We start from the raw sequence: 16,554 nt of genomic DNA, 5'->3' as shown, positions 1-16,554 counted from the left end.
CCGAGGCGCCCCCGTCCCTGACGCCCCGCCAATTGTCAGTGGCGACGGGTTTACTGGACCGCATGAACATCGCACGGTGCCTGGAGACGATCGACCGGCTGTGCTCCCTGCCGTTCCCCGAGGAGCACGGCTGGTCGGACGTCGGCAGGGGAGGGCCGGGCTACTTCGTGGCGGAGCTGGGGTCCGGCACGGGGGAGTGCGGGGAGCACACGGCGGACGCGGACGACGTCGAGGCGTGGCGGGAGGCCATAGCCCAGCGGCTGGACGCCCGTTGGGGCGCGGCACCCCCGTGGGGCACCCTCACCCTGCGGGTGCGCGGCGGGCGCGGCGAGGAGATACCCGAGCCATGGGCGACGGTCGGCGTCCTGGCGGACCAGGTGCACCTCTGGCAGGCCACCGGCACGGACCGCTGGATAGCCGTCGGCGTCTCCGACGAGGACGACACGGACGCGCCACGCCTGTTCGCCGTGGTCACCGACATCGACCCGCCGTGAGCCCTACGCCCCGGCCGCCTCCCGCAGCCGCCCGAACTCCTCGGCCATCGTCGCCGCCGTCCAATGCGCGTTCAGCCCGCTGGGGTTGGGCAGCACCCACACCCTGGTGTCCCCGATGACCCGCTCCTGCGGCCCCACCTGGGCCTTGCGATCATCGAAGGCGGCCCGATAGGCGGTGACCCCGACCACCGCCAGCCAGCGTGGCCGCAGCCGCGCCACCTTCAGCGCGAGCAGCCGCCCGCCCTCCCGGTACTCCTCGGCGCTCAGCTCGTCGGCCCGCGCGGTCGCCCGCGCCACCACGTTGGTGATGCCGAGCCCGTAGGACAGCAGCTCCTCCTGCTCGGCGGGCTTCAGCAGCCGGGGTGTGAAGCCCGACAGGTGCAGTACCGGCCAGAAGCGGTTGCCGGGCCGGGCGAAGTGGTGCCCCGTCGCCGCGGTCATCAGTCCGGGGTTGATGCCGCAGAACAGCACGTGCAGGCCGTCCGCGACGACGTCCGGTACGAGACGGTCGCGGGCGGCCTCCAGCTCCGCCGGGGTGGACCGGGCCATGACGGGGCGGCGGTCAGAGGATGGCGCCGGGCGTGTAGCCCGCGGCCTCCGGGTGCTGCTTCGCGATCTCCTCGATCCGGGCGACCACGGTGGCCACCTGGTCGGCCGCGGCACCGGTGAAGGACAGCTTGTCGGCCATCAGCTCGTCCAACTGGGCGCGGTCCAGCGGGATGCGCTCGTCGGCGGCGAGCCGGTCGAGCAGTTCGTTGCGCTCGGCGCCCCGCTCCCGCATGGCCAGCGCGCAGGCGACCGCGTTCTCCTTGATCGCCTCGTGCGCGATCTCCCGGCCGACCCCGGCGCGCACCGCGCCCATCAGCACCTTCGTCGTCGCCAGGAACGGCAGATAGCGGTCCAGCTCGCGTGCCACGACCGCCGGGAAGGCGCCGAACTCGTCGAGCACCGTCAGGAACGTCTCCAGCAGCCCGTCCAGCGCGAAGAACGCGTCGGGCAGGGCCACCCGGCGCACCACCGAGCAGGACACGTCGCCCTCGTTCCACTGGTCGCCCGCCAGCTCACCGGTCATCGAGGCGTAGCCGCGCAGGATCACCATCAGGCCGTTGACGCGCTCGCAGGAGCGGGTGTTCATCTTGTGCGGCATGGCGGAGGAGCCGACCTGGCCGGGCTTGAAGCCCTCGGTCACCAGCTCGTGCCCGGCCATCAGCCGGATGGTCTTGGCCAGCGACGACGGCGCCGCCGCCAGCTGCACCAGCGCGGTGACGACCTCGTAGTCCAGCGAGCGCGGGTACACCTGGCCGACCGAGGTGAACGCCTGCGAGAAGCCCAGGTGAGCGGCGATCCGCCGCTCCAGGTCGGCCAGCTTCGAGGCGTCCCCGCCGAGCAGGTCCAGCATGTCCTGGGCGGTGCCGACCGGGCCCTTGATGCCGCGCAGCGGGTACCGGCCGAGCAGTTCCTCGACCCGGCCGTACGCCACCAGCAGCTCGTCGGCGGCGGTCGCGAACCGCTTGCCCAGCGTGGTGGCCTGCGCGGCGACGTTGTGCGAGCGCCCCGCCATGACCAGCTCGCCGTACTCACCGGCGAGCTTGCCGAGCCGCGCCAGCACCGCCACCGTACGGTCGCGCACCAGCTCCAGGGAGAGCCGGATCTGGAGCTGCTCGACGTTCTCGGTGAGGTCGCGGGACGTCATGCCCTTGTGCACCTGCTCGTGCCCGGCGAGGTCGTTGAACTCCTCGATCCGCGCCTTCACATCGTGCCGGGTGACCTTCTCGCGCTCGGCGATGGAGGCCAGGTCGACCTGGTCGAGCACCCGCTCGTAGTCGGCCAGCGCCGCGTCCGGCACCTCGATCCCGAGGTCCTTCTGGGCCCGCAGCACGGCGAGCCAGAGCTGCCGCTCCAGCCTCACCTTCTGCTCGGGCGACCAGAGGGTGGCCAGTTCGGCGGAGGCGTAGCGTCCGGCGAGGACGTTCGGGATGCGGGGCTTGGCGGGCGCTGAAGTCACGTAGACGGATTCTACTGGCGATTCGTGCAGGCCAGCGCCACGGGGTGGTTCGGAGGAAGCTACGAGAACCGGGGCGGACCCCTTGCACGGCCTTACGCGGACCCCTTGCACGGCCCTGTACGGCCTTACGCGGACCCCTTGCACGGCCCTACACCGACCCCTGTACGGGACCTCACGCCGACCCCTCGTACGGCAGCAACTCCGCCCGCTTCGGCGGCATCCCGTCCCCGGAGGACCGCCCGGTCAGACGGCGGCCGATCCACGGCAGCAGGTGCTGCCGGGCGAACCGGACGTCCGTGACCCGGCGGGTCACCCACCCCGGCGGCGCGGTCGGCGGCATCGGGGTGTGCCACTGAGGGTCCATGGCCTCGTAGCCCAGCGTCTGCCAGACCGCCTCGGCGACCCGGCGGTGGCCCTCGGCGGTCAGGTGCAGCCGGTCCACGTCCCACATCCGCGGGTCGCTGAGCGAGGGGGCGCCGTACAGGTCGACGACGAGGGCGCCGTGCCGGGCGGCCAGGTCGTCGACGCAGGTGAACAGCTCCTCCATGCGCGGCCGGAACCGCTCCAGGACGGGTCCCTGGCGGCCCGGGCTGCGCATCAGGACGAGCTGCTTGCAGGCGGGGGCGAGCCGCTCCACGGCCTCCGTCAGGAGTCCGCGCACCCGGCCCATGTCGCACTTGGGCCGCAGGGTGTCGTTGAGGCCGCCCACGAGGGTGATGACGTCGGCGCCCATGGCGGCGGCCACGTCCACCTGCTCGTCGACGATCTGTCCGATGAGCTTGCCGCGGACCGCGAGGTTGGCGTACCGGAAGCCGGGCGTCCGGGCCGCCATCCGGGCGGCGAGGAGATCGGCCCAGCCCCGGTACGTGCCGTCGGGCAGCAGGTCCGACATGCCCTCGGTGAAGGAGTCGCCGACCGCGACCAGGCTGGAGTGCGTGGGAGGGGTGTTCGTCTGCATGGCGTCGCAGATGCTATCCGGGCGCCATACCCAGCGGTCGGTCACCCCCCCCCCGGCTCAGCTCACGCGCGCTGACCGAACAACTCCCGCAGCACGTCCTCCATGGTCACGAGCCCCGCCAGCCGCCCGTCGGCGCCGAGCACCGCGGCGAGGTGCGTACGGCTGCCCCGCATCGCGGTGAGGACGTCGTCCAGCGGCGTGGTCTCGCGGACCCGCGCGATGGACCGCATGTCCCGCAGCCGGAACGGCAGGTCCTTCGGCGAGGCGTCCAGCGCGTCCTTGACATGGAGGTAGCCGATGATCCGGCGCTCCTCGTCCACGACCGGGAAGCGGGAGAACCCGGACTCGGCCGACAGCCGCTCCAGCTCCTCCGGAGTGACGCCCACGCGCGCGTAGACCACGCCCTCAAGCGGCAGGACCACGTCACGGACCGGGCGGCGCCCCAGCTCGAGCGCGTCGTGCAGCCGCTCCCGGGCCCGCTCGTCGATGAGCCCCGCCTCACCGGAGTCCTTGACCAGGCGGGCCAGCTCGGCGTCCGAGAAGGTCGCCGTGACCTCGTCCCGGGTCTCGATCCGCATCAGCTTCAGCAGACCGTTGGCGAACGCGTTGATGGTGAAGATCACCGGCCGCAGCGCCCGCGACAGCGTCACCAGCGGCGGACCGAGGAGCAGCGCGCTGCGCACCGGCTCGGCGAGCGCGATGTTCTTCGGCACCATCTCGCCGAGCAGCATGTGCAGATACGTCGCCAGGGTCAGCGCGATCACGAAGGACACCGCGTGCCCCGCGCCGCTCGGCACGCCCATGGCGTGGAAGACCGGCTCCAGCAGGTGCTCGATCGCCGGTTCGGCGACCACACCGAGGATCAGCGTGCACAGCGTGATGCCGAGCTGCGCGGCGGCCATCAGCGCGGAGACGTGCTTCAGGCCCCACAGCACGCTCTTGGCGCGCCGGTCGCCCTGTTCGGCGTACGGCTCGATCTGGCTGCGGCGTACGGAGATCAGCGCGAACTCGGCGCCCACGAAGAAGGCGTTGACGACCAGGGTCGCCAGACCGATCAGCAGTTGTACGGCGGTCACCGCCCGCCCTCCTCGTTCATCTCGTCACTTTCGTCGGTCTCGTCGTCGAGCGGCGCGTGCAGCAGCACCCGCGCGGCCCGGCGCCCGGAGGCGTCCACGACGTCCAGCCGCCAGCCGTGGACCGCGAGGCTGTCCCCGACGACGGGGATGCGGCCCAGTCGGCTCGCCACCAGCCCGGCCAGGGTCTCGTACGGGCCCTCCGGCGGTCGCAGGCCGACGCGGGCGAGCTGGTCCATGCGGGCGGCGCCGTCGGCGGAGTACACGGCGTGGCCGTCGTCGTCCGTCCCGGCCGCGGCCAGGTCGGGGGTCTCGTGCGGGTCGTGCTCGTCGCGGACCTCGCCGACGACCTCCTCGACGATGTCCTCCAGCGTCGCCACGCCCGCCGTGCCGCCGTACTCGTCGATGACGACGGCCATGGTCCGCTTGCCGGACAGCCGGTCGAGGAGCCGGTCCACGGTCAGCGACTCGGGGACCAGCAGCGGCTCGCGCATCAGCTCGGCCACCGGCACCCGGGGCCGCCGCTCGGCGGGCACCGCGAGGACGTCCTTGATGTGCGCCGTGCCCACGACCGTGTCGAGGTTGCCGCGGTAGACCGGGAACCGGGACAGGCCCGTCGCCCGGGTCGCGTTCGCCACGTCCTCGCAGGTCGCCTGCGCGTCCAGGGCGATGACCTGCACGCGCGGGGTCATCACGTTCTCCGCGGTGAGGTCGGCGAGGTTCAGGGTGCGCACGAACAGCTCGGCGGTGTCCGCCTCCAGAGCGCCCTCCTTGGCGGAGTGCCGGGCCAGCGCCGCCAGCTCCTGCGGTCCGCGCGCGGAGGCCAGCTCCTCGGCGGGCTCGATGCCGAACCGGCGCACCATGTGGTTGGCGGTGTTGTTCAGATGCCCGATGAACGGCCGGAACGCGGCGCTGAAGAAGCGCTGCGCGTTGCCCACCCGCTTGGCCATGGCGAGCGGCTGCGAGATCGCCCAGTTCTTCGGCACCAGCTCGCCGACGACCATCAGGAAGACCGTCGACAGCGCGGTGCCCAGCACCAGGGCGATCGAGGAGGCCGCGGACCGCGAGACGCCGATGCCGCGCAGCGGGCCCGCGATCAGCCGGGCGATCGACGGCTCGGCGAGCATGCCGACGACCAGGTTGGTGACGGTGATGCCGAGCTGCGCGCCGGACAGCTGGAACGTCAGGTTCCGTACGGCCTTCAGGGCGCCCGCGGCACCCCGCTCACCGCGCTGCGCGGCCCGTTCGAGGTCGCCGCGCTCGACGGTGGTCAGGGAGAACTCCGCGGCGACGAAGGCGCCGCACGCGAGGGAGAGCAGGACCGCCACGAGCAGCAGGAGCACTTCGGTCATCGGGTCACCCCCGTCCCATGATCCGGCAGGGCGGGGAGGATCGCGCGACATCTGCTACTGGGAGGCTCGCCCATGGACGGACGCTCACACCTTTCATGGAGAGACGAGTGTTCCGCCCATGGTAAAGGATCGGCAAAGCCCGGTCGGATTCCGGTCGGCGCGGGTCACGTCAGAGGCTTCACCCAGCGCCGCCACTTCTCCTCGGGCGCGTAGCCCGCCGCGCTCCAGGCGTGGTGCGCGGTCTCGTTCCGGGTCAGCACCATCGCGTCCCCGCGACGCCCGCCCAGCCGTACGAACCGCTCCTCCGCGGCGGCCAGCAGCGCCCCGCCGATGCCCTGCCGCCGGTGGCCCGGGTGCACCGCGAGACGGTACAGATGGCACCGCCACCCGTCGAAACCGGCGATGACCGTGCCGACCAGCTCACCCGCCCGCTCGGCCAGGACCAGCGCCTGGGGGTCACGGGCCACCAGCCGCTCCACTCCCTCCCGGTCGTCGCTGATGCTCGTGCCCTCCGCGGCCACCTTCCAGAAGGCCAGCACGGCGTCGAGATCCTCGGGCCCCGCGGGCCGTATACGCAGCTCACTCATGCGGTGATGACATCAGCCGCGCCCCGCATGGACACGGAATTCCAGCATCCGGACCCACCCCACGGACCTACTCGTGCGCGATCGCCGCCAGCACGTTCATCCGCGAGGCCCGCAGCGCGGGCAGCAACGCCGCCACGACGCCCACGACCGCCGAACCGATCACCACCGCGACGATCGTGCCCCAGGGGATCGCCAGCGCCGTCATGCCCTCCAGCGCCAGCACCTGCTGGATGCACACGCCCCACACCAGCCCCAGCGCCAGCCCCAGGACCCCGCCGAACACGGCGATCACCACCGACTCCAGCCGGATCATCCGGCGCAACTGGCGGCGGGCCAGACCGATCGCCCGCAGCAGCCCGATCTCGCGGGTGCGCTCCACCACCGACAGGGCGAGGGTGTTGACCACCCCGAGCACGGCGATGACGATCGCCAGGCCCAGCAGCGCGTACACCAGGTAGAGCAGCACCGCGATCTGGTCGCGGACCAGTTGCTTGTAGTCGGCCAGGTCCCGCACCTGCACCTGCGGATACGGATCCAGCGCCCGCTCCAGACCGGCCCGCAGCTCGTCGTCGGCGGTGCCCTCGGCGGCGTTGACGTACACCGCGGAGTCCTGCCCGCCCGGCGCGTACCGCTCCAGCGTGGCCAGGCCGAAGTACATCCCGCCCTGGGTGCCGAACCCGTCGGCGGAGTCCTGGTCGGTCAGCGCGCCCACGGTCAGCTCGGTGGTGCGCCCGCCCTGGAACTCCACCGGGATCGCCGTACCGACCCGGACGCCGTGGTCGCGGGCGAACTCCCGGTCCATCGCCATCCGCCCGTCGGCGAGCGCCGCCGCGCTGTCCCCCTGGGCGTAGGTGATGTTCGCGACCTCGTCGAGCTGTGGCTCGTAGGCCGCCGCCGTGGTCTCCACCCGGTCGCCGTCCGGCAGCCGCACCGCCACCGGCGTGAACTGCGAGCGCACCACCAGACCGACGCCCTCGGTGTCCCGCACCGCGTCGGTGACCTCCCGCGGGAACGGTACGAAGTTGGTGTTCTGCACCACGAAGTCGGCGCCCAGCGTCTTGTCGATCTGCTCGTCGAAGGACTTCGTCATCGACGCGCTCGCCACCGACATCCCGCCGACCAGCGAAAGACCCACCATCAGCGCGGCGGCCGTCGCGCCGGTGCGCCGCGGATTGCGCAGGGCGTTGCGCTGGCTCATCCGCCCGACGGAGCCGAACAGCGCCGGGAACGCCCCGCCCAGCACCCGGATCACCGGCCGGACCAGCAGCGGTCCCGCGATCACCGTGGCGATCAGCGTGAGGGCGACACCGAGACCCAGCAGGGACGCCGCCGAACCGGTGTCCGACGAGGTCACGCAGCCGACGAGCGCCGCCGCGCCCGCCGTGCCGATCACCGCGCCCGCCACGGCACGCACCCGCAGCGGGCGGCCCACCCCGGCGACCTCGGCGTCCGACAGCGCCGCCATCGGCGAGACGCCCGCCGCGCGCCGGGCCGGGAGGTACGCGGCGACGAAGGTGACGCCGACCCCGACGGCGTACGCCGCGACCGGGGTGCCCCAGCCGATGACCATCTCGGTGGCGTCGATGTTCATCCCGAGCAGGCTCATCAGCTCCATCAGCCCGGCGGCCAGCCCGATGCCGGTGGCCAGGCCCAGGGTGGAGCCGAACGCGCCGAGCAGCAGCGCCTCGGTGAGCACCGAGCGGCGGACCTGACGCCGGTCGGCGCCCAGCGCCCGCAGCAGGCCCAGCTCACGGGTGCGCTGGGCGATCAGCATGGAGAAGGTGTTGACGATCAGGAACACGCCCACCAAGACGGCGACACCGGCGAAGCCCAGCATCACGTACTTGATCACGTCGAGGAATCCGCCCAGTTGCTCGGCGTCGGACTCGGCCTGCTCGTCGGCGGTGCGCAGTTCGTAGCCGTCGGTGCCCAGCGCCTCGGCCACCCGCTGCTTGAGCTGCGGGTCGCTCACGCCCTCGGCGGCGTCGACGGAGATGGCGGTGGCCGCCTCGGGGTCGCCCAGCAGCTTGGCCTGCGCGGTCGGCGGGTCGAAGAAGACGAGCGCGGCGCCGGGGTTGGTGGTGGTGAAGGTGACGATGCCGACGACCTCGACCTCGAAGGAGCCGGGCTGGGCGATGACGGTCAGCGGGTCCCCGATGCTCACGTCCCTGCGCTCGGCGGTCTCCGAGTCGAGCAGCACCTCCCCGTCGCCGCTCGGGGCGCGCCCGGAGGTCAGCTCCACGGGGCTGCGCTCGGTCGGGTTCCAGTCGAGGCCGAGGGTGGGGGCGCCGGTGGTCGGGCCGACGGACTCGTTGTCCTGGTCGGCGACGGTGATGCCCTCGACGTCCACCTCGGCGCGCGCCGCCGCCACCCCGTCGATCCCGGCCACCCGGTCGGCGAGCTGGGCCGGGAGAGTGGGCGTCATGCCGGAGGGGATGGCCTCGTCGAGGTTCTGCTTCGGGGTGACGGTGACATCGGCGGCGGTCGAGGCGAACAGCCGGTCGAAGGTACGGCTGACGGTGTCCGAGAAGATCAGGCTGCCCGCGACGAACGCCACGGACAGGATCACGGCCAGCGCGGACAGCAGCAGCCGCCCCTTGTGCGCCAGGAAGCTCCGGAAGGTCGCCTTCAGCACGGGGTCAGGCCTCCTCGTCGGCGCCGGAGGCGTCGCGGCCCCGGTGTTCCACCGGCGGCTCCACGGCACCCGGAGCCGGTCCCTCCGCCTGCCCGGCCGCCTGCCACTCCGCCTGCCCCTCCACCTGCCCGGCCGCCCGCCCGGCCGCCTGCCCCTCCACCTGGCCCCGGATCACGTCGAACCGCTTCATCCGCTCCAGCACTGCCTCCGCCGTCGGCCGCTCCATCTCGTCCACGATCCGCCCGTCCCCGAGGAACAGGACCAGATCGGAGTGGGCGGCGGCCCCCGGGTCATGGGTCACCATGACGACGGTCTGCCCGAGGTCGTCGACGGCCTCGCGGAGGAAACCGAGCACCTCGAGACCGGCCCGCGAGTCGAGGTTGCCGGTCGGCTCGTCGGCGAAGATCAGCTCGGGCCGGGAGGCCAGCGCGCGGGCGCACGCCACCCGCTGCTGCTGCCCGCCGGAGAGCTGGGCGGGCCGGTGCTTGAGGCGGTCGCGCAGCCCGAGGGTGTCGATGACCTGGTCCAGCCACTTCGGGTCGGGCTTCTGCCCCGCGATGTCCATGGGCAGGGTGATGTTCTCCAGCGCGTTCAGCGTCGGGATCAGGTTGAACGACTGGAACATGAACCCGATCCGGTCCCGGCGCAGCCGGGTCAGTTGACGCTCCTTGAGTCCGGTGATCTCGGTGTCACCGAGCCAGACTTGCCCGGCGGACACCGTGTCCAGTCCGGCCAGACAGTGCATCAGCGTGGACTTCCCGGAACCCGACGGCCCCATGACGGCGGTGAAGCGGCCCCGCGCGATGTCCACGTCCACCGAGTCGAGGGCGAGCACGGTCGTCTCGCCGGAGCCGTACGCCTTGGTCAGACCGCGCGCGCGGGCCGCGGTCCCGTCGGCCGGGGCATGGCCGGGGACCTGCCCCGCTACAGGTATGGACAAGGTTGCCTCCTTGGTCGTTCCTGGCTCGCGGACGTCCCGAGTCCCTCGTCGCGGCCGAGGGTAGTGTGATGAGCGGCACACACGGTATCCCTCCCAGGTACCGGTCGGTCCCCATTTTTCCTTGCCGCCGCTAGCGCTCCGGCGCTAGCTTCGAAGGATGGCGAAGACTCAGCTGAACGTCCGGGTCGACGAGGGCACCGCCCGCGCCGCCCGGGAGCGCGCGCTGGCCCGCGGGATGAGCGTCAACCGCTACATCGAGGAACTGGTCAGACAGGACACCGGCGAGGTCGGCCACACCTTCGTGGAGGCCGCCGCCGACTTCATGAAGCAGTACGAGTCCGTCTTCGCCGAGGAGTTCGGCGGCGAACCGGCCCGCAAGGACACCCGCGAAGGTCACCACTGATCCCTTGAGCGGCCTCAGAATCGACCTCGCCTGGCTGCTGATGCTCGCCGAGCAGAAGACCCCCGGAGACCCCCAGGTCACCGACTGGGGCGCCCTGGTCGCCGCGGTCGCCCGGCACGAGGCCGAGATATTCGACGTCCCCGTCTACGACACCCCGTACACCAGGGCCGCGGCCCTGCTCCAACTGCTCATCCACGTCCCCGCGCTGGAGCGCTCCAACGCGCTGTTCGCCTCCGCCGTGGCCTACGCCTACCTCGTGGCCAGCGGTCTGAAGGTGGTCACTTCGCCCGAGCGGGTCCGTGACCTGGCCCGGCTGGTCAAGAGCGGCGAGGCGTCCCTGGACGACATCGGGCGGGAACTGCGCCAGTGGAGCCTGTGAGCCGCGTGCCTACGACTCCGGCCGCCACGCCGTGCCCAGCACACAGAAGGACGTGGGCAGCCGCGGCCCCTTCTCCGGCATCAACAGCCGCCGGTACGGGCCCAGTTCGAACCCGGCGTCGCGCAGCGCGGCGATGGGGTCGCGGGCCAGGTGGCAGCCGCCGTTCAGGGGCGGCCACACCGTGCGGTCCAGGGCCCGCTGGGTGAAGGTCATCATCCGGCCGCCGCCGCGCCCGTGCTCGAAGAACCGCAGCTGCCCGCCCGGCCGCAGCACCCGCCGCACCTCACCGAGGGCGCGCTCCACGTCCCGGACGCTGCACAGCACCAGCGACAGCACCACCGCGTCGAAGGCCTCGCTCTTGACCGGCAGCGCCTCCGCCGCCCCCGGCACCACGTCGACCGGCACCTCGGCACGCAGCGCGGACTCCACCGCCAGTTGCCGCAGCACCCGCTCCGGCTCGATCGCGACGACCTCGGAGACGGCCGCCGGATAGTGGGCGAAGTTCAGGCCGTTGCCCGCGCCGATCTCGATCACCCGTCCGGAGAGCCCGGTGAGCAGCCGGTCGCGCACCCGGGCCATGCCCATCCTGCTCTCGGCGGCGACGCTGACCCGGGCGTAGTACCGCGCGAACAGCGGGTGACGCACGGCGTCACGGCTCACCTTCCGGGCACCGACGGTCCGTATCGGCATGGCGACCTCCTCGCCCACGAGCGTGGCCCTACCGCGATTGTCCCCCGCCCGGCTCCCCGGCACCCCCCGCCAAAGGCACCGGCTTCGGCGGCGCCTCGCGCGCCCGGAACGTCTCCGCTTCCCACGTCCCGTCCAGCCGTGCCGCCAGCCAGCCCGGCGCCGCGGCCCGGAAGGCACCCGGATCGAGCGCGGCGGCACCCGCGGGCAGCGCGCCCAGCAGCGGCGCCCCGGCCACCTCCGGCAGGTCGGCGAGGTTGGTCCGGCAGGCGAGGTCGGCGTCCACGGGCCAGCTGCCGATCACGACACCGGCCAGTTCCAGCCCGCGCCGGGCCAGCTCACGCGCCGTCAGCTCGGTGGTGTTGAGGGTGCCGAGCCCGGCCGTGGCCACCACCAGCACCGGCGCCCCGAGCAGCGCCGCCACGTCGGCCAGGGTGCCGCCGTCCGGGTCGAACCGGACCAGCAGCCCGCCCGCGCCCTCCACCAGCACCAGATCGTGCTCGGTGGCCAGCTTGGCGGCGGCCTCGGCGACGTCCCGCGGCCCCACCGGCCGCATCCCGGCCCGCCGGGCCGCGGTCGCCGGGGCCAACGGCTCCGGGTACCGGGCGAGTTCGACGGCCGTCACGGCACCCGCGAGCCGGGCCACCTCCTCGGCGTCCCCGCGCTCCTCGGGCCGTACGCCCGTCTGCGCGCCCTTGAGCACGGCCACCGAACGACCGGCCGCCAGCGCGGCGGCGGCGACCGCGGCGGTCGTGACCGTCTTGCCGACCTCGGTGCCCGTGCCCGTGATGATCAGGACCGGCATGTCATCCCTCCCGCGCCGCCGCGCACACCGCGCGCGCGATCCGTGCCACGTCCGCGTCCCCGGTGACGTACGGCGGCATCGTGTACACCAGATCCCGGAACGGCCGCAGCCACACACCCTCACGCACCGCGGCCCGGGTCGCCGCGGCCATGTCCACCGGACGGTCCAGCTGTACGACGCCGATGGCGCCCAGCACCCGTACGTCCCGCACGCCCGGAAGCTCCGCCGCGGGGGCGAGGCCCTCCCGCAGCCCGGTCTCGATCCGCTTGACCTCCGCCAGCCAGTCCTGGCCGAGCAGCAGCCCGATCGACGCGCAGGCGACGGCCGCCGCGAGCGGATTGCCCATGAACGTCGGCCCGTGCGCGAGCACCGGCACCTCGCCCCGGGAGATCCCGTCCGCGACCCCCGAGGTGCACAAAGTCGCCGCCATCGTCAGATAGCCGCCGGTCAGCGCCTTGCCCAGGCACATCACATCCGGTGTCACGGCCGCGTGCTCCGCAGCGAACAGCGCCCCGGTGCGGCCGAACCCGGTGGCGATCTCGTCGAACACCAGCAGCACGTCGTGCGCGTCGCACGCCTCGCGCAGCACCCGCAGATACCCGGGGGAGTGGAACCGCATCCCGCCCGCGCCCTGCACCACCGGCTCGACGATCACCGCGGCCAGCTCGTGCGCGTGGCGCCCGATCAGCTCGCGCAACCGCTCGGCGTAGGTCTCCTCGTACTCGGCCGGGGGCGCCTCGGCGAACACCTGCGGCTGGAGCACACCGCTCCACAGCTGGTGCATGCCGCCCTCGGGGTCGCACACCGACATCGGCTGCCAGGTGTCGCCGTGGTAGCCGCCGCGCCAGGTGAGCAGGCGGTGCTTCTCCGGGCGGCCCAGCGAGCGCCAGTACTGCAGGCACATCTTCACCGCGACCTCGACCGACACCGACCCGGAGTCGGCGAGGAAGACATGCTCCAGACCCTCGGGCGACAAGTCGACAAGGAGCTTCGCCAGCCGGACGGCGGGCTCGTGGGTGAGCCCGCCGAACATCACATGGCTCATCCGGCCGAGCTGCTCGTGCACGGCCTCGTCGAGCACCGGGTGCTGGTAGCCGTGGATGGCCGACCACCACGACGACATCCCGTCGACGAGTTCGCCCGAGCCGTCCGCGAGCCGCAGCCGCACCCCGCTCGCCGACCCCACGACCAGCGGGTCCTGACGGCCCGGCATCGGCCCGTACGGATGCCACACGTGCGCCCGGTCCAGGTCCAGCAGCTCGGGCACGCTCAGGTCAGGCATTGGGCGCGAGGTCCGTTCCGGCACCGCGGCGGCGTACGGCGACGAGGTCCGGCCGGGCCTCGTTCCCCTGCGGCGCGGAACCGCAGGCGCCCTCCGTGGTACCGCAGGTGCTCTCCGTGGTACCGCAGGCGCCACCCGCCCGGTGCTCCGGCAGCGTCACCTCGCCCGCCCCCTCCACCTCGAACCCGGCGTCCGCGATCATCTCCAGGTCGGCCTTGCCCGCCTGGCCCTCGGTGGTCAGGTAGTCGCCGAGGAAGATGGAGTTGGCCAGGTGCAGGGCGAGCGGCTGCAGGGTGCGCAGATGGACCTCACGGCCGCCCGCGATGCGCACCTCGACGTCCGGGCAGACGAACCTGACCATGGCCAGGATCCGCAGGCAGCGCTGCGGGGTGAGGTGCCACTCCTTGGCCAGCGGGGTGCCCTCGACCGGGATCAGGAAGTTGACCGGAACCGAGTCGGGGTCCAGCTCGCGCAGCGCGAAGACCACGTCGACGAGGTCCTCGTCGCCCTCCCCCATGCCCGCGATCAGCCCGGAGCAGGCGGACAGCCCGGCCGCGTGCGCCTTGCGCACGGTGTCGACGCGGTCGGCGTAGGTGTGGGTGGTGGTGATGTCGCCGTAGGTCGCCTCGGAGGTGTTGAGGTTGTGGTTGTAGGCGTCCGCGCCCGCCTGCCGCAGCCGGTCCGCCTGGCCGTCGGAGAGCAGCCCGAGGCAGGCGCACACCTCGACGTCCTCGTGCTGGTCCTTGATCGCCTTGATGGTCTCGGAGACCCGGTCCACGTCACGGTCGGTGGGACCCCGGCCGCTGGCCACCAGACAGACCCGCTTCGCGCCCCCGGCGAGACCGGCCGCCGCGGCCTCGGACGCCTGTTCGGGCTTGAGCCAGGTGTACTTCAGGATCCCGGCCTCGGAGCCCAGGCGCTGGGAGCAGTAGGAGCAGTCCTCCGGACACAGTCCGGACTTCAAGTTGACGAGGTAATTGAGCTTCACCCGGCGGCCGAACCAGTGGCGGCGCACCTTTCCGGCCGCGGCCACCACGTCGAGCAGTTCGTCGTCGGAGGTGGCGAGGACGGCGAGCGCCTCCTCGCGGCTCGGCAGCTCGCGCCGAAGCCCCTTCTCCACCAGCGTGTTCAGCAGGTCCATGAGAGCCGATCCTGTCGTAAGGTGCCGCTCCGGGCCAAGGAGACTTCGTACAACACCGGCACTTCGTCGTGTGGGTATTGCCACATTCTGAGCTGCGCGGTTCCCCGCTAGGGTCTGTGCGGTGGATCGGGCCGGAGGAAGGCGACGGAAAGACGATCAGTGCAGGTGAGCGGGGCTTGGTGCGCGCAGCTGCAAGGCGGAGGCGGGAGTCGACGCGAGGGGGGTCCCCCCTGCTCGAGCGGAGCCGAGGGCTTGGGGGAGTTGGCGAGTGACGACAACGCGGCAGATGTGCGTGCCGGGCCCCGCGTCTCCGGCGGGATCCGCCGCGCAGACCCCTAGGGTCTGTTGACTGCCTACAAAATCACCGGAGGATCGATGGCGGCGTTCGGCTGGATCGACGAGCAGGCGGAGCTGCGGCGCCGGGCCGGGCTCGTGCGGAGCCTGCGGCCCCGCCCCGCCGACTCGCCGCTGCTGGACCTGGCGAGCAACGACTACCTGGGGCTGGCCCGGCATCCCGAGGTCACCGAGGGCGCGGCGCGGGCCGCGCGTGCCTGGGGCGGGGGCTCGACCGGCTCGCGGCTGGTCACCGGCACGACCGAGCTGCACACCGAACTCGAGCGCGAACTGGCCGACTTCTGCGGCTTCGAGGCGGCGCTGGTCTTCTCCTCGGGCTACGCGGCCAACCTCGCCGCGGTCACCGCGCTCGCCCCGCACGGCTCGCTGATCGTCTCCGACGCGGGCAACCACGCCTCCCTCATCGACGGCTGCCGACTGGCCCGCGGGACCACGCAGGTCGTGGCGCACGCCGAGCCGGACGCCGTGCGCAAGGCGCTGGGGACCCATGACGGGTCCGCCGTCGCCGTCTCCGACACCGTCTTCTCGGTGGACGGCGACGCCGCCCCGCTGGCGGAACTGGCCGCGGCGTGCCGGGAGCACGGCGCGGGACTGGTGGTGGACGACGCCCACGGGCTCGGCGTGCTGGGCGACGGCGGCCGGGGTGCCCCGTACGCGGCCGGGCTCGCGGGGGCCGCGGACGTCGTGGTCACCGTCACGCTGTCCAAGTCGCTCGGCAGCCAGGGCGGTGCCGTCCTCGGCCCCGCCCGGGTGATCGCCCATCTGGTCAACGCGGCCCGGACGTTCATCTTCGACACCGGGCTCGCTCCCGCCGCGGCGGGAGCCGCCCTGGCCGCGCTGCGGCTGCTGCGCCGCGAGCCGGAGCGGGCGGCACGGGCCCGCGCGGTGGCGGGCGAACTCCACGACCGGCTGACGGCCGTGGGTCTGACGGCGGTACGTCCGGACGCCGCCGTCGTCTCGGTGCGGGCGCCGTCCCCGGAGGGCGCCGTGCGGTGGGCGGCCGACTGCCGCGCCGCCGGGCTGGCGGTGGGCTGCTTCCGGCCTCCGTCGGTGCCCGACGGCATCTCGCGGCTGCGGCTGACCGCCCGCGCGGACCTCTCCGGGGAACAGCTGGAACGCGCTGTACAGGTCGTGGGTGAAACCCGGCCGTTCATCGGCGAATCGTGACCGTTCGTTGGCGAAACGCGACCGTGAGTCGGCGTGACACGGCCGTGCGTCGCGCGGGGTCGGTCAGCGGAACGCCGCGGTGAATCCCGCCCAGCTCCCGGGGGAGAAAAGCAGCGCGGGCCCGGCCGGGTCCTTGGAGTCGCGGACGGCGAGCAGCCCGGCACAGGGACCGGTTGCCGGACGGGCCGTCTCTACGCAGTTGTTCGCTCCGGTGCTGTAGCTGCTGCGCAGCCACCGCACGGCTGGCAGGTCGGTAGCCGTGGGTACGTGCCGAGGCGGAGCTGTCATGGGT

The 16,554-nt window shown here is 72.9% G+C and carries 17 protein-coding genes; 4 read left to right on the top strand and 13 right to left on the bottom strand.

Going from position 1 to position 16,554, the window contains the following annotated elements; all coding sequences use genetic code 11:
* The first annotated feature begins 62 nt into the window (after positions 1–62).
* Positions 63–494 (top strand): hypothetical protein, encoded by a 432-nt coding sequence (locus tag ACFVQG_RS03330; protein ID WP_383376253.1) that lies wholly within the window; start codon positions 63–65, stop codon positions 492–494.
* A gap of 3 nt (positions 495–497) precedes the next feature.
* On the opposite strand, the gene mug is transcribed toward ACFVQG_RS03330, so the two are convergent.
* The 8 genes from mug to ACFVQG_RS03290 all read right to left on the bottom strand — a co-directional run bounded on the left by mug (position 498) and on the right by ACFVQG_RS03290 (position 10,044).
* On the bottom strand, positions 498–1,043 hold the full coding sequence (gene mug / locus ACFVQG_RS03325; protein ID WP_383376251.1) for a G/U mismatch-specific DNA glycosylase: 546 nt from the start codon (positions 1,041–1,043) through the stop codon (positions 498–500).
* A gap of 13 nt (positions 1,044–1,056) precedes the next feature.
* A complete protein-coding gene (gene purB / locus ACFVQG_RS03320; RefSeq protein ID WP_383376249.1) occupies positions 1,057–2,499 on the bottom strand; it encodes an adenylosuccinate lyase in 1,443 nt (480 codons plus the stop codon).
* Between the two features lie 172 nt (positions 2,500–2,671).
* Positions 2,672–3,457 (bottom strand): SGNH/GDSL hydrolase family protein, encoded by a 786-nt coding sequence (locus ACFVQG_RS03315; protein WP_383376247.1) that lies wholly within the window; start codon positions 3,455–3,457, stop codon positions 2,672–2,674.
* 62 nt (positions 3,458–3,519) lie between these two features.
* The gene (locus ACFVQG_RS03310) at positions 3,520–4,533 is read right to left on the bottom strand and encodes a hemolysin family protein (protein ID WP_383376245.1); all 1,014 of its coding nucleotides are present in this window, start codon (positions 4,531–4,533) and stop codon (positions 3,520–3,522) included.
* A complete protein-coding gene (locus ACFVQG_RS03305) occupies positions 4,530–5,882 on the bottom strand; it encodes a hemolysin family protein (protein ID WP_383376244.1) in 1,353 nt (450 codons plus the stop codon). Before ACFVQG_RS03305 ends, ACFVQG_RS03310 begins: the two co-directional genes overlap by 4 nt.
* Before the next feature lie 164 nt (positions 5,883–6,046).
* Positions 6,047–6,469, bottom strand: a complete 423-nt coding sequence (locus tag ACFVQG_RS03300; RefSeq protein WP_383376242.1) for a GNAT family N-acetyltransferase — start codon at positions 6,467–6,469, stop codon at positions 6,047–6,049.
* Between the two features lie 67 nt (positions 6,470–6,536).
* A complete protein-coding gene (locus tag ACFVQG_RS03295) occupies positions 6,537–9,104 on the bottom strand; it encodes an ABC transporter permease (RefSeq protein ID WP_383376240.1) in 2,568 nt (855 codons plus the stop codon).
* A gap of 4 nt (positions 9,105–9,108) precedes the next feature.
* Complete coding sequence (locus ACFVQG_RS03290; RefSeq protein WP_383376238.1) at positions 9,109–10,044, bottom strand: ABC transporter ATP-binding protein; 936 nt, start codon at positions 10,042–10,044, stop codon at positions 9,109–9,111.
* A gap of 157 nt (positions 10,045–10,201) precedes the next feature.
* Here ACFVQG_RS03290 and ACFVQG_RS03285 point away from each other — a divergent pair, with 157 nt between their 5' ends.
* Both ACFVQG_RS03285 and ACFVQG_RS03280 read left to right on the top strand, forming a co-directional pair.
* Positions 10,202–10,447: a toxin-antitoxin system HicB family antitoxin gene (locus ACFVQG_RS03285; RefSeq protein ID WP_383376236.1), complete on the top strand. Its 246-nt coding sequence runs from the start codon at positions 10,202–10,204 to the stop codon at positions 10,445–10,447.
* Between the two features lie 4 nt (positions 10,448–10,451).
* Complete coding sequence (locus ACFVQG_RS03280) at positions 10,452–10,826, top strand: fic family toxin-antitoxin system, toxin component (RefSeq protein ID WP_383376234.1); 375 nt, start codon at positions 10,452–10,454, stop codon at positions 10,824–10,826.
* Between the two features lie 9 nt (positions 10,827–10,835).
* Here the strand turns inward: ACFVQG_RS03280 and ACFVQG_RS03275 are convergent, their stop codons facing one another.
* Genes ACFVQG_RS03275 through bioB form a run of 4 tightly spaced genes read right to left on the bottom strand, consistent with a single transcriptional unit; the run spans position 10,836 to position 14,741 of the window.
* Positions 10,836–11,516: a class I SAM-dependent methyltransferase gene (locus tag ACFVQG_RS03275; protein ID WP_383376233.1), complete on the bottom strand. Its 681-nt coding sequence runs from the start codon at positions 11,514–11,516 to the stop codon at positions 10,836–10,838.
* A gap of 28 nt (positions 11,517–11,544) precedes the next feature.
* Complete coding sequence (bioD, locus tag ACFVQG_RS03270) at positions 11,545–12,318, bottom strand: dethiobiotin synthase (protein ID WP_383376231.1); 774 nt, start codon at positions 12,316–12,318, stop codon at positions 11,545–11,547.
* Between the two features lies 1 nt (position 12,319).
* Complete coding sequence (locus ACFVQG_RS03265) at positions 12,320–13,600, bottom strand: adenosylmethionine--8-amino-7-oxononanoate transaminase (RefSeq protein ID WP_383376229.1); 1,281 nt, start codon at positions 13,598–13,600, stop codon at positions 12,320–12,322.
* The gene (gene bioB, locus ACFVQG_RS03260) at positions 13,593–14,741 is read right to left on the bottom strand and encodes a biotin synthase BioB (protein WP_383376227.1); all 1,149 of its coding nucleotides are present in this window, start codon (positions 14,739–14,741) and stop codon (positions 13,593–13,595) included. The genes ACFVQG_RS03265 and bioB overlap by 8 nt, the downstream gene beginning before the upstream one ends.
* A 375-nt stretch (positions 14,742–15,116) precedes the next feature.
* Between bioB and ACFVQG_RS03255 the strand changes: the two genes are divergently transcribed.
* Positions 15,117–16,262 (top strand): 8-amino-7-oxononanoate synthase, encoded by a 1,146-nt coding sequence (locus ACFVQG_RS03255; RefSeq protein ID WP_383376225.1) that lies wholly within the window; start codon positions 15,117–15,119, stop codon positions 16,260–16,262.
* A 63-nt stretch (positions 16,263–16,325) separates the two neighbouring features.
* Here the strand turns inward: ACFVQG_RS03255 and ACFVQG_RS03250 are convergent, their stop codons facing one another.
* Positions 16,326–16,550 (bottom strand): DUF397 domain-containing protein, encoded by a 225-nt coding sequence (locus ACFVQG_RS03250; RefSeq protein ID WP_383376223.1) that lies wholly within the window; start codon positions 16,548–16,550, stop codon positions 16,326–16,328.
* Between the last annotated feature and the right edge of the window lie 4 nt (positions 16,551–16,554).

The sequence above is a fragment of the Streptomyces sp. NPDC057877 genome (assembly GCF_042796855.1).
Classification (GTDB): domain Bacteria; phylum Actinomycetota; class Actinomycetes; order Streptomycetales; family Streptomycetaceae; genus Streptomyces.
Note: the sequence above shows the minus strand (reverse complement) of the source record. Positions and strands in the feature narration are given on the sequence as shown.